12 protein-coding genes and 1 tRNA gene are annotated in these 13,514 nt (G+C 33.7%); 8 read left to right on the top strand and 5 right to left on the bottom strand.

Annotated features, from left to right (window positions below):
* Window positions 1-35: 35 nt before the first annotated feature.
* From gldK to HN014_RS04650, 5 genes are all read left to right on the top strand, one after another.
* Complete coding sequence (gene gldK / locus HN014_RS04670; RefSeq protein ID WP_176027729.1) at window positions 36-1,409, top strand: gliding motility lipoprotein GldK; 1,374 nt, start codon at window positions 36-38, stop codon at window positions 1,407-1,409.
* A 76-nt stretch (window positions 1,410-1,485) separates the two neighbouring features.
* Complete coding sequence (gene gldL, locus HN014_RS04665; protein ID WP_176027728.1) at window positions 1,486-2,121, top strand: gliding motility protein GldL; 636 nt, start codon at window positions 1,486-1,488, stop codon at window positions 2,119-2,121.
* Between the two features lie 69 nt (window positions 2,122-2,190).
* Window positions 2,191-3,735 carry a gliding motility protein GldM gene (gene gldM / locus HN014_RS04660; RefSeq protein ID WP_176027727.1) on the top strand — a complete coding sequence of 515 codons (1,545 nt, stop codon included), beginning with the start codon at window positions 2,191-2,193 and terminating at the stop codon, window positions 3,733-3,735.
* Window positions 3,736-3,749: 14 nt separating this feature from the next.
* Entirely contained in the window at window positions 3,750-4,640 is an 891-nt protein-coding gene (gene gldN / locus HN014_RS04655; protein WP_176027726.1) for a gliding motility protein GldN, read from the top strand.
* A gap of 70 nt (window positions 4,641-4,710) precedes the next feature.
* Window positions 4,711-5,748, top strand: coding sequence for an FAD-binding oxidoreductase (locus HN014_RS04650; RefSeq protein ID WP_176027725.1), 1,038 nt, complete (start codon window positions 4,711-4,713; stop codon window positions 5,746-5,748).
* Between the two features lie 109 nt (window positions 5,749-5,857).
* Here the strand turns inward: HN014_RS04650 and HN014_RS04645 are convergent, their stop codons facing one another.
* Complete coding sequence (locus tag HN014_RS04645; protein ID WP_176027724.1) at window positions 5,858-6,232, bottom strand: DUF983 domain-containing protein; 375 nt, start codon at window positions 6,230-6,232, stop codon at window positions 5,858-5,860.
* Between the two features lie 57 nt (window positions 6,233-6,289).
* Here HN014_RS04645 and HN014_RS04640 point away from each other — a divergent pair, with 57 nt between their 5' ends.
* From HN014_RS04640 to HN014_RS04630, 3 genes are all read left to right on the top strand, one after another.
* The gene (locus tag HN014_RS04640) at window positions 6,290-8,206 is read left to right on the top strand and encodes an ATP-binding cassette domain-containing protein (RefSeq protein WP_176027723.1); all 1,917 of its coding nucleotides are present in this window, start codon (window positions 6,290-6,292) and stop codon (window positions 8,204-8,206) included.
* Between the two features lie 120 nt (window positions 8,207-8,326).
* Window positions 8,327-8,509, top strand: coding sequence for a CPXCG motif-containing cysteine-rich protein (locus HN014_RS04635; RefSeq protein ID WP_176027722.1), 183 nt, complete (start codon window positions 8,327-8,329; stop codon window positions 8,507-8,509).
* Between the two features lie 103 nt (window positions 8,510-8,612).
* Window positions 8,613-8,685, top strand: a tRNA-Met gene (locus HN014_RS04630).
* Window positions 8,686-8,841: 156 nt separating this feature from the next.
* Here the strand turns inward: HN014_RS04630 and HN014_RS04625 are convergent.
* The 4 genes from HN014_RS04625 to HN014_RS04610 form a co-directional block, all read right to left on the bottom strand.
* Complete coding sequence (locus HN014_RS04625) at window positions 8,842-9,279, bottom strand: hypothetical protein (protein WP_176027721.1); 438 nt, start codon at window positions 9,277-9,279, stop codon at window positions 8,842-8,844.
* Between the two features lie 250 nt (window positions 9,280-9,529).
* Window positions 9,530-10,903 carry a phosphatidylinositol-specific phospholipase C domain-containing protein gene (locus HN014_RS04620; protein ID WP_176027720.1) on the bottom strand — a complete coding sequence of 458 codons (1,374 nt, stop codon included), beginning with the start codon at window positions 10,901-10,903 and terminating at the stop codon, window positions 9,530-9,532.
* A gap of 335 nt (window positions 10,904-11,238) precedes the next feature.
* Entirely contained in the window at window positions 11,239-12,204 is a 966-nt protein-coding gene (locus HN014_RS04615) for a phosphatidylinositol-specific phospholipase C (RefSeq protein WP_176027719.1), read from the bottom strand.
* Window positions 12,205-12,996: 792 nt separating this feature from the next.
* Window positions 12,997-13,296, bottom strand: a complete 300-nt coding sequence (locus tag HN014_RS04610) for a transposase (protein WP_176027718.1) — start codon at window positions 13,294-13,296, stop codon at window positions 12,997-12,999.
* Window positions 13,297-13,514 lie beyond the last annotated feature (218 nt).

Below are 13,514 nucleotides of genomic sequence, written 5' to 3'. Positions count from 1 at the left end.
CCTTAAATCTTGAAGATCTTAACCTAAAACACGTTATGAAAAAAGTTGTATCACTCTTTGCTATCTTGGCAATGCTCTATAGTTGCGGAAAAGGGAACCGTGGAGAACTAGTCGGAGTAAAAGGGAAAAACTGGCATCCAGAAAAACCATATGGAATGACGCTCATCCCCGGAGGATCGTTCATTATGGGTAAGTCTGATGATGACAAAGCAGCGCTGTCTAATGCTCCAACAAAGACAGTGACCGTGCGTTCCTTTTACATGGATGAAACAGAAGTAACTAACAGCGAATACAGACAGTTTGTAGAGTGGGTTCGTGACTCCACTATCAGACAGCATCTGGCAATTATGGCTGATGATCTAGGAAAAACTCCTGCCGATGAAGGTATTGGAGAATATGCATTTTTAGATGCAGATACTACCAATATGACTGTTTATGAAAAATACGTCTATGATAACTATAGTGGAATGGGCGAAACAGGTTATGAAGGTAGAAAACAAAATCTTGATGTAGATATTGTCTGGGATGTAGAAGATTATCCAGATGAATATTACGCCGAGGTGATGGATACCATGTATATTCCTTTAGAAGAATCGTATAACGGTAGAAGAACATTAGACGTAAGTAAATTTAAATTTAGATTTACTTGGATGGATATTCAAGCTGCCGCAAGAGCCAAAAAAGGAAGACGAAAGGATTTCGTTAAGGAAGAAATCATAGAGGTTTATCCTGATACAACCGTGTGGATTAAAGATTTTAACTATTCATATAATGAACCAATGCACAATGACTACTTTTGGCACAGTGCTTATGATGATTATCCTGTAGTAGGAGTGTCATGGGAGCAGGCAAAAGCATTTTGTACTTGGAGAACAATCTATAAAAATAGCTACCAAAAGAAAAAGAATAAAGAGCTGGTTAACTATTTCAGGCTTCCGACAGAAGCAGAGTGGGAATACGCTGCAAGAGGAGGGTTGGAATCTGCTACCTATCCATGGGGAGGTCCTTATGCCTTTAATGACAGAGGATGTTTCTTGGCAAACTTTAAACCTTTGAGAGGAGATTATGCAGCAGATAGCTTTTTATATACGGTAGAGGCCAAAACTTTTGAGCCAAACGATTATAATCTTTACAATATGGCAGGAAATGTATCAGAATGGGTACAGTCTTCTTATGATCCTGCAGGATATGATTACGTTTCATCAATGAACCCAAATGTCAATGATGATCGCAATAAAAGAAAAGTGGTTCGTGGAGGATCCTGGAAAGATGTTGCTTATTTCCTACAGGTAAGTACCAGAGATTACGAATACGCTGATTCGGCAAGAAGTTATATTGGATTTAGAACTGTTCAGGACTACATGGGTACTGACGTAACTAACCAAAATAACACAAGAAATAAACAATAGTCCCAAAATTATCTATCAAAACTAAATTACTAACCTTTTTTTTATTATTTTAAAAAAAACAAAAAACACATTTATTATGGCAAATTCAAAATCTAGCAAAAAATTAATGAACATGGTATACGGTCTTGGTGCGGCCGTTGTAATATTAGGTGCACTTTTTAAGATTATGCACTGGCCATTCGGTAATCTTATGCTGATTATTGGTCTTATCACAGAAGCTTTAGTATTTACGGTTTCTGCATTTGAACCTGTTGATGATGAGTTAGATTGGTCTCTTGTATATCCAGAATTAGCTGGAGGAGATAAAAGAGATAAAAAAGCTAAAGAAGCTAAAGATCCAGAAGGAATGTTATCTAAGAAATTAGATGATATGTTAAAAGAAGCAAGAATTGATGCAGGATTGATGAGTAGTCTTGGAGAAAGCATCCGCAACTTCGAAGGAGCTGCAAAAAGCATCTCACCAACAGTTGATTCTATCGCAGGTCAAAAGAAATATAGTGAAGAGCTTACGCATGCAGCTGCTCAGTTAGAGTCATTAAATAACCTATACAAAGTACAGTTAGAATCTTCTGCTCGTCAAGCTGAAGCAAATCAGGCAATTGCTGAAAATGCAGGTAAGCTGAAGAGCCAAATGGAGAACCTTGCTAGTAATTTATCTTCTCTTAATGGAGTATATGGTGGTATGTTGAGTGCAATGAATGCTAAAAACTAGTATTCGATACATCAACCTTTGTAGTAATTAATAGTATAACAACATAACTACCAAAAATCTAATAAGAATATGGCAGGAGGAAAATTATCCCCAAGACAGAAGATGATCAACCTGATGTATCTTGTTTTCATCGCTATGTTGGCATTAAACATGTCAAAAGAGGTGTTAGCAGCATTCGGATTGATGAACGAGAAATTGACTGAGTCTAATCAGGCAACTACAGAAAGAAACAGTGCTTTTATGCAAGGTTTAGCTGAAAAAGTTTCTGAACAACCAGCAAAATATACACCACTAAAAGAAAAAGCTGACCAGACGAGTAAATTGTCAGGAGAGTTAGTTTCATATATAGAAAACCTTAAATCTACACTGACTAAAGATGTTTCTGATCCAAAAGATTACGTAACAATGGACAAGTCAGTTACTTTAGATGAATTATTTTTTAAAGGAGGTACAATAACTCCTGCAGGAAAAGAGTTTGTAAGTAAGATAGAAGAGTATAGAGATGGAGTTTCTGGAATCTTAGAAGAAAAATACTCTGATATTGCTAATGATGTTAAAAAAGAATTTTCGACATCAGAAGTTACAAATAGAGATAAAGTGAAAGTAGACTGGTTAAAATATAATTTTGAAGGATATCCTTTAGTAGCTACCCTAACAAAGCTAACACAAATGCAATCTGATGTAAAAAACACAGAAAGCAAAGTGTTATCAGCAATGTTATCAGGACAGTTACAATCAGAGGTTTCTTTATCTAACTTCGAAGCAATTGTTGTACCAGACAAAACGGCTTTCTTTAGCGGTGAGAAATTTAAAGGAAGAATTATCTTAGGAAAGAAAGATAAAACGTTAAAGGCACACAAAGTGGTTGTAAACGGTAAGGAACTATCTCCTGAGTCTATGCAGGAAGGACAAACAATCCTTGATTTCCCAGCAGGAAATGTTGGAGAAAGAGATATCAAAGGAGAATTCCAGTTTAAAGAAGGAGATTCTATTGTAACAATTCCAATTGAAAGCTCTTATGCGGTGATTCCAAAACCAAATTCAGCAGTAATTTCTGCAGATAAAATGAATGTGGTATATAGAGGAGTTAATAACCCAATGACGATTTCTATTCCTGGAGTACCATCTGTAAATGCTACAGCGCCAGGATTGAGAAAAGCTGGAGGAGCAGGAAAATATGTGATGAATGTAACTACTGTAAAATCGCGTGAGGTAAGTATTAAGGTTAGTGGTAAATTACCAAACGGATCTTCAGTAAGTGATAGTAAGAAATTTAGAATTAAAGATATTCCTAGACCTGTTGGAACTGTACGTGGAGAAGACGGATCTATAAAAATGTCTAAAAATGCATTACAGATTGCCTCTGTAGGAGCTATATTACCAGATTTTGATTTCGATATCAAATTAAAAGTAAGTGGTTTCAAATTTAAAGTAGAAGGTCAGCCAACAGTTAGTGTTTCTGGTGGAAGGTTGAATTCACAAGCAAAATCTGCTTTAAGAAAAGCAAAAAGAGGGTCATCTGTACAAATTATTGACATCAAAGCGAGGTTAACTACCAATAAAGGATATAAATTAAAGAAAATATCTCCTGTAATTGTAGAGTTAACTAATTAAAAAAATTAGTAATTATGAATTTGAGAAATCTTATATTAAGTCTTTGTGCTTTAATCATATCCATAGTTTCATACGGGCAGGCGAACATTTTGAACGCAACCGATCCTGATCAAATAGGAAAGAAAACTGCTGAGCAGATTGAACAGGATAATGACCATCCGTTAGAATATGGATACGTAGATGAGCGTGATGTTCTTTGGGCAAAGACTACCTGGGAAATTATAGATTTGGATGAGCGAATTAACTTTCCGTTATACTATCCTATAGACACGAATTCAATAGGATCTAATAGACGTTCATTATATGATGTGTTAATGGCGAATATTAAAAATGGAAATATAAAAAACTTATACTCTGATTCATATTTTACAGAGACACGTACGATCAGTGATTTACAAACTACCTTATCAAAAATAGATACCACGGATTTAGGTTTTGAGCAGTATAATGCCGGAGAGACTGTAGATCCTCAGTATATCAATAAAAGAGATATTACTTCAGCTGATATATCTGAATATCATATTAGAGGGTATTGGTACTTTGATAAGCGTCAAGGTGAATTGAGATACAGATTATTAGGTTTGGCTCCTGTAGCACCAGATGTTAACTTTATCGATGATGATGAGCCAGATATGGTTCCGTTATTCTGGATATGGTACCCTGATGCAAGAGAAGTATTGCATAATGCAAAAGCTTTTAACAGGAAAAATACTTCTATGCCATTTAATTATGATCATATTCTTAATGCTAGAAGGTTTAACTCTATTATTTATAAAGAAGATAATATTCAAGGAGATAGATCTATTAAAGATTATGTGATTGATAATGCTTTAATGCAGTTGCTGGAAAGTGAGCGCGTTAAGGAAAGTATCAGAAACTTTGAAATGGATATGTGGAGTTACTAAACCACACCATAAAATTATAATATATAAAACGCCCGACAGTTTTTGTCGGGCGTTTTATTATTTTTGAGCAATGGTAGATTATATAATAGTTGGTTTTGGGATTGCAGGGGTGTCTGTAACAGAAGAATTAGAACGAAGAGGGAAAACTTATCTTGTTTATGAAGATAGTTCTCAGAAGGCTTCAAGAGTGGCTGCTGGTGTTTGTAATCCTGTGGTTCTAAAACGATTTACAATGGCGTGGAGAGGAGGAGAGCTAATGGATGGAGCCATCTCTTTTTATAAAGGAATAGAAGAAAGATTAAGTCAGTCCTTTGTAGATGAGTTACCAGTTTTGCGAAGATTTAACTCGGTAGAAGAACAAAACTTGTGGTATGAGGCTGCTGATAGACCTGTATTACGCGAATTTCTATCAGAAAATATTCTTAAGAACAAAAATGAAGGCATAGGAGCTCCCTTTTATTTAGGAAAAGTACATAAGACTCATAAAGTAGCATTGTCACAGCTGTTGTCGTCTTATATGGCATATATGAAGGCTAAAAATTCATTGATAGAAGAACCTTTTGTCCATGATGATATAGAAATACTAGATAATGGAGTTGTCTACAAAGGAGTAAAAGCGCGACATCTTATTTTTTCTGAAGGCTATGGGATGGTACAAAATCCGTATTTTAATCAGTTGCCTCTAGTAGGAAATAAAGGAGAATATGTTATTATTAAAAGTGAAACACTAAGGTTGAAAGAAGCGATTAAAGCAGCTTTTTTTATAGTTCCGTTAGGTAACGATTTGTACAAAATTGGAGCGACATACGATCATCAGGACAAGTCAAAAGAAACGACAGAAGCAGCTAGAGATAAAATCCTAAAAAAGATGAAAGAAGTGCTGTGCTGTGAGTATACAATTGTGTCACAAGAAAGTGGTATACGTCCTACAGTTAGGGACAGGAGACCATTAGTAGGAACACATGATACCTATAAAGTTCTTCATTTACTAAATGGTCTTGGTACAAGGGGGGTGTTAATGGGACCTTTTTTGGCAAAACAGCTATTAAATTCAATAGAAAAAGGAGAAACTTTGGAAGCTGAATATAACATTAATAGATTTGCTTGATAATCCAGATGTAACTGTTTTTGAGCAGCCCATAAATTAAGATTTCTCTTATAACATAGTATCTTTCCCGTAGTTAGTGTCAGGGGAGTTCATCACTCGTATATAAGGATTACTCTTTTTTGTAATGTAAGAAGAGGTTGATCCAGATATTTCTTGACAATCTCATGATGATCGGCATAAAGAAAATCAAAGTCCCTACGATACAAAAAAAAGTAGCTAAAAGATCCATTTTAAAAAACAGATTGGCAATGACAAAAGCAGCGACGGCAAAGGCAATTCCTACAGCATAACTAACATACATAGCCCCGTAGAAAAATGAAGGTTCTATCTTGTATTTAGTATTACAATGACTACACCGCTCTTCCATTTTTAAAGTAGTGTTTAGTTTGTAAGGGTTTGAATTGCAATACATGCTTTCGTTTTGGCAAACAGGACAAGCTCCTGTAAAAATGCTGTAAATCTTAGTTCCTTTTAAGAAATTCATACGCGCTTTTATAGTAAAACAAAAATAGTCATCTTTGCACAAAATAGTTAGAAACTGATGTTAAACATACATAATTTATCCATTTCATTTGGTGGAGAGTATCTCTTCGAGGAAATAAGTTTCAAATTAACCGCTGGTGACCGTGTTGGACTGGTAGGAAAAAACGGGGCGGGAAAGTCTACCATGCTTAAAATTTTATCAAAAGATCAGGAACCTGATTCAGGTCAGATTGCTACAGATAAGGATATAAAGATTGGTTTTCTAAAACAAGATATCGATTTTGTACTGGGAAGAACAGTTTTAGAAGAGGCTTATGAAGCTTTTGAAGAAATTAAGAAGATAGAAAGAGAACTGGAGCAAATAAACAAGGCGCTCGCAGAACGAACGGACTATGAAAGTGATTCTTATAATCAGTTGATTACAGAATTGAGTGATCATACACAACATTATGAGATCATAGGAGGGTATAATTATCAAGGAGAGACAGAACGAATTCTACAAGGATTGGGATTTGCCAGAGAGGATTTTGGAAAACTGACAGATACCTTTTCCGGAGGTTGGAGAATGCGAATCGAGCTAGCTAAGTTGTTACTGCAAAACAATGACATTTTATTATTAGATGAGCCGACCAACCATTTGGATATTGAATCGATTATTTGGTTGGAAAATTTCTTAAAAGGATATGCAGGAGTAGTAGTGATTGTATCTCACGATAAAATGTTCCTGGATAATGTAACAAACAGAACGATAGAAATTTCTTTAGGAAGAATCTATGACTATAATAAGCCGTATTCCAAATACCTGGTGCTACGTCAGGAAATTAGGGAGCAACAATTAGCTGCGCAGAAAAACCAATCTAAACAGATTGAGCAGACAGAACGATTAATAGAGAAGTTCAGGGCCAAGGCTTCAAAAGCCACTATGGCGCAATCTCTGATCAAAAAACTGGATAAAATAGACCGGATCGAGGTAGATGAAGATGAAAATGCTGTAATGAATGTTCGCTTTCCTGTTAGTGTACAACCGGGGAAAGTAGTAATAGAAGCAGAAAGTGTAGGGAAGAACTATGGAGAGAAGGAAATACTCAAAGAGGTAGATCTTTTAGTAGAACGAGGATCTAAAATAGCCTTTGTGGGGCAGAATGGGCAGGGGAAATCCACCTTGGCTAAAATGATTATTAATGAAATACCATTTACAGGAGACCTAAAACTAGGACATAATGTAGAGATTGGATATTTTGCCCAGAATCAATCAGAATACCTGGATGGAGAGCTGACGATTCACGAGACGATGATTAATGCCGCAGATGAGAAAACAAGAACCAAAGTTAGAGATATGTTGGGAGCGTTTTTGTTTAGAGGAGATGAAGTGGATAAAAAGGTAAAAGTTCTCTCTGGAGGAGAACGAAACAGACTAGCGTTGTGTAAACTTCTTTTACAGCCTTTTAATGTATTGGTCATGGATGAACCGACCAACCATTTGGATATTAAATCAAAAAACGTTTTAAAAGAAGCATTAAAAAACTTTGAAGGGACACTGATTCTTGTATCCCATGATAGAGATTTTCTTCAGGGATTAACCAATAGAGTGTATGAGTTTAGAGATAAAAAGGTTAAGGAATATCTGGGAGATATCGATTTTTATCTCGAGGAACGAAAGGTAGCAGATCTTCGGGAAATAGAGAAAAAAGAGAAACGACAAAAAGAAGTTTCTAAGACAAAAGAAACAGCTAAAAAATCATATGAAGATCAGAAGAAACTAAAATCGTTAAATAATAAACTAAGTAACGTAGAATCCAAAATCAATAAATTAGAAAGAGAAATCAAAAAGTTAGATGCTGATATGGCAGCTGATTATGATGCAGCAATTGCGAAGCCTAATTTTTTTGAAACATATCAGGAAAAAAAGGATAAATTAATCACTTTGATGGAAGAGTGGGAAGCAGTTCAGGAAGAAATTGATACGATGTCCTAGACGGACACTGTTTTTTTGTAGTGAACTCCACAAGTAATAAACTCCTTAATAGGATACATCCTAGTACGGAGTTTTTTTAGATATAAGTATCTTTGAGTAAACTAATGTTAGAAAAGAATAATGATTGAACATTTTTTTCAATGCCCGTACTGCTGGGAAGAAATTTCAATGCTGCTGGATCCTTCGGTGCCCTATCAGGTTTATGTAGAAGACTGCGAAGTGTGTTGTAATCCGATAGAATTACGTCCCAGATTCGATGATCAGGAGTTAACTTCTTTAGAGGTATACTCAATAGAACAGTGAGGAATTCACTTGGGTTTGCTAAGGAAAATATATAATTTTTAGTTTTTTTATGGCTTAAAAATTGTTTAATTAAAAAAAGCTCGTATATTTGCGCTCTCAATATCGCGGGATAGAGCAGTAGGCAGCTCGTCGGGCTCATAACCCGAAGGTCACAGGTTCGAGTCCTGTTCCCGCTACTTTTAAAAGCTAAATCATTTTAAATAAATGGTTTAGCTTTTTTGTTTTAGCCCTAATTCATCTAATTAGGGCACTGTTTTTCGCTTTAAAAATATCTGACTTTTTAATATTAAAGAGCAGGGCTTCTCTTTCCTAATTTCTAAAATCATCATATATCAAAAAACAACATTAAAAAAGAAAGTATCAGACTTACTCACATTCCCTTTACTATCAATAGCTTCTACACTCCAAGTAACTCGTGCTTCTACTTGATTTCCTGCTATGGGAGCATTTAATTCTTTAATTTTTCTCGCTAATTCTTGAGAAAAAATAAATGAAGTTTCTTCCCCTACATCAAATTTTTCATCCAGATAAGTTGATGAAGTATATCTTATTGTTACCCGATATGTAATCGCTTCTTTTTCTTCAGAAACAGATGGAGTCCATTCTAATTTTAAACCTTCTAAAAAAAAGCGCTCTTCATTATTGATGGGTAATATCAACTGGGGTGGGGATAGTAACGAAGTTTTAGTTTTAATCGGTGTATCTTCTTTTTCACAAGAAGTTAGTATGCATAGAATGATCATTACAAAAATGAAAATGCTCTTTTTCATAGTTTTAAAATCGTTAAAAATTAATAATACAAGGTAATAGCTTTAATCATCAATTCGTTTATGTCTTTATAATTCATTATATCTGTTTATAAGTAGGTCATTTTTCAAAGATTTGTTATTGTTGTCGACGGTCTGTATAAGGCAAGTAGGGTTGGGGAAAAGAAATTACCTTTCGTGTTTGCACTAAGTTAAAACAAATGTTTTTACTTTTTAATTTCTTTAAATTGTTAGGTTAACTATTAAACATAATCTATTTAATGAACAACTTCTTGATTAGACGTACTCCTTTTGAATTTTTAATCTCTACAAAATAAACACCTTTTGATTTACTTTTAAAATCAGAAGTTTCAATTGGGATTTTATTCTCCTCTTCTACCAAACCAAGGTTCTGTTTGTAAACTAATTTACCTAATGAGTTATATATTTTTAATTCTAACTTCTCATGAATCGATGTGTTAATTACAAGGTTAAACTTGTGAAATTTAACAGGATTAGGATGCAGGCTAACAGATATCTCATTTCCCCTAATTACATCGCCTTCAAAGTTCGATTTTTTATAAAATGTAATTTCTGGATTAAGAGCCCATGCGTGGAAATTGACTTTATAAATAGCCTCAATTAGAGATGAGTCAACCCAATCTAGAATGAGTACTCCATAACTCTTACTAAAGCCCTTATTAGCTTTCATGTAATTTTTAACTCTAGGATTCATGTAGTCCGAAACTGCGGTAATATCAGGTTCTGGAATAGGAATGCCAACAAGATGATTAGTAAGATAACCATTTACAGCATTTAAATAAAGGCGATTATTACTTCTATTATCATTGGCTTCCTGCATTAACTCTTTGACTCTGCCCCATTTTCGATCTTTGTTTGCATCACAATTTGTAAAGGGCCACGATAAACAAGAATCGATACCCAAATCATAATAATTATTAACTTTAATATAAGGATTATATATAGGTTTTGCTCCTTTTGGGTATGGAAACTTGCGTGTATTTGCGACCGAAGTAACATTATCTTCATGCTTATAATGAATACCTGGTACATGATTAAGTTTTTTTGTAATTAATAATATTTTACCTCTTAATTCTTTAAGTTTAGGAAGTCTATTGTCCGTGAAAAACAAATTACTATATATAGGGTCTTTAATTATATTTTTGAGTTCAGTTGCAAGTTTACTTGCACTTCCTTGATCGCTTTGGATAGTCATAATAAGTGCTTCGTTTTTATTTTCATTAAAAAACCTTTTGATAGCACTTAGTACATCTCTTTTAAATCTAGTATGAAATTTTATGATACCATGAACAATTATAGGATCTCCAGGTATATGAGAGTCGCTTTCTTTCAATCGAATGTCAAAAAAACGTATTCCGTTATTTAATTGCTCATAAAACGATAAATTTTGGGTAATGTAAGTTGAGTGATGAATGATATTCTGAACCCCTGTTAAATCGGCTTTTCCATAGGCTCCAGTATCATGTGTACCCGGAATTGTTATGTTAGAAACATTAGTTTCTGGATGTAAATAACTCATCCAGTCATTTCCTTGTTGGCTAAAAATTGATAAAGATTGACAGAACAGAATAATGGTTAAAACTTGTTTGAAAATTAATTGTTTCATGTTCTAAAATTTTATAATTAATAAATGACCTCCTTTAGAGTTGGTGTTTTAAGCGTTTCATACATATTGTATTGAAAAGTTTCTTCCCGTAATTGAACTGAAAAGCGTTTTAAATCATCTATTACGCCTCTATTTAGTCAAGAAATTAAAATCTTCTTCCACTAGGTTTAAAAGGGATTGAATTTTTTTTCTTAATGAAATTGATTATTGCAACAATTATAAGTTAATATTAAAAGTAAAAAGCTTTTAAAAACCGTCACAACAAAACCAGGTATTCCAATCTTGGGATTTGATATGTTTTTAATGATTATGAGTTGAAAAGATGTCTTCGAATCTCACGATTTATGGTTAATAAAATTAGTGTCAATAATTAATCTATTTTTACTTTCTTCTGCAAAATCCATTAAGATCGATCCATATCTGCCACGTGGACTATGACGGAAATAACTTGTTAGTTCTTGGTTAATTTCATTGGCGACACTGGGGATATTGGGAATAAGACCGGAATACCCACTGGTAAAGTTAATGTACATTACGTGGCGATTGCGGTCATTTAGAGCTTCAGAAAATAAGCCTATTATATCACTCCATTTTTGGTGAGTATCTGATACCTCGTATTCATCCTGAACTCGTAAAATTTGGGAACCATTAAATATGAAAAAAGAGGAGTTGTTTTCCCAAAGAGAAGGGTTAGCGTCTATACCTTTAGGTGTTCTAGCCGCATGAAATCTTCTTACTAATACAATTCGTCCTCTTGCAATCTCTAATATGGGGATATCTTTTCCTAAATACCACATTGTAGGGTTTTTATTAATATAAGAATCAAAAATAGCTTCAAATGACATATTGCTATTACTAGGAGTGTGCTCTTCTTTTAAAGACATAATAATGGTCTCTGAAGGGTTTTTGTTTAAAAAATCATAGCAATAGTCTAGTACATCTGTAAAATTAATTTTTTGATAAACAGGTCCATGATGTATAGTAAAACGATTATTAATACGTCTACATCTGATATCTAGAAATCGGGTGCCTTGCTTTAATTGTTCTCCGATTGTTAAATCTTGGCATTTTGCTGTACCAGAATAATATGGAGAATCGTATCTTGCTCCAGAATCATGTGTTCCAGGAATACTCAGTCCAGAAAGTTTCATGTGTCCAGGCATCTCATCCATCCATCTTGATAAAGAATAATGAGGTTTGTTTTTTTTGATATTATTAGTTTTAAGTGAGGAATTAGAAATAATGGAGTCTACTTCATCATCCTTTTCACAGGATTGAGATAATAAGAATACTATTATCACCAAAATTGCCTTAGTGATAAAATTGGTTTTCATAAATTGTTTTTTTAAGGTTTTATTTTTGTGTGATCATGAGATCGAATGTAATTATAAAAAGGATATTCTTCCTTTTTTAGATCTTATTTCATATTTTTTTAACTATTGTTTGTGTTTTTTAACTTTTTCTTTATTGTTTTTTACAAATAATCTATTTTATGGCTTTTGTTTGATTTTTGTGTTAATTAAATAGCTTTTTATTGTTTTTTTATTGTTTTTTTGTTGCTTTGTTTTGATTTTGTTTTGAAGGTAAGCTTGTTTCGTTTAATATGTAAGAAGTGATTTTACCCCCTCGATATATTCTGGTTTTATAATGTAACTTTTTTAAAACGCCTTAGATAGGTGCTTTTTTGTTTAGTCTGATTTGTCTGTTTTGAAGATTTTTGAATTAAAGAATTGTATGGTTTATATTAACTGAGTAGACTTGTCAATTTTTCTTTTTATTGATGCTTAGAATCTGTTGTGACAATAAATCTCTTTTTACTAACTGCTTTAATCCCATATTTTCTCATCAATCGACTACTCTGTGTCTAGATACCTTAAACCCTTTTGCTTTGAGTTCCTCTGTAATTCTAGGACTACCTAAGTAGATTTACTTCGCTTACAAATACGGTGAATATCAGAAAGTAACATACCTTTTTCTCCATCTCTATCTGATGGAATATAATTCTTACTCCAGTAAGAACTATTCTTGCTAATTTTAAAAAACGTTACACATCTTCCCAATCAGATATTTTCTATTGTGATCTTTGATAAATTTCAATACTTCCGATCGCTCTTGGAGAAGATGCTCACGGCCTTTTTTAAGATATCTCTTGCCATGGTGACATCCTTGAGTTGTTTACGTAATTGCTCTAACTCTTTTTGATCTTCTGTTAATTGTTTAACTCCGTTATCACTAAATACTAAATCAGGATGAAGTTCTAACTCTCTACGCCACCTGTAAATGAGATCTGAACTGATGCTCAGCTCCATGGCAATCTCTTTGGTGTTACCTTGAACATTGCTCAATTCTACTGCTTTAATTTTAAACTCTTTACTGAGTTTTCTTCGTTTCATTTTGCTAAGTTATTTAAGATAAAAATGAGCTTAACTTATTGTGCCAGTAAATCTAACAACTTCAAAATGGTCATGTTATCTTATTTGGTTTTAGATAGCTTTGTTTTATCTTTTTATTTTACAAATTAGTGGTGCTAAAATCATTTAGAGTGCAGTATTATTGTATACCTATAACGACATAGTTTTTAAAATTAAAAGAAGATTCCTTTTAGATCTTT

It is taken from the genome of Aquimarina sp. TRL1, from assembly GCF_013365535.1.
Lineage (GTDB): Bacteria > Bacteroidota > Bacteroidia > Flavobacteriales > Flavobacteriaceae > Aquimarina > Aquimarina hainanensis.
This window is presented reverse-complemented; position numbering and strand designations above follow the sequence as displayed.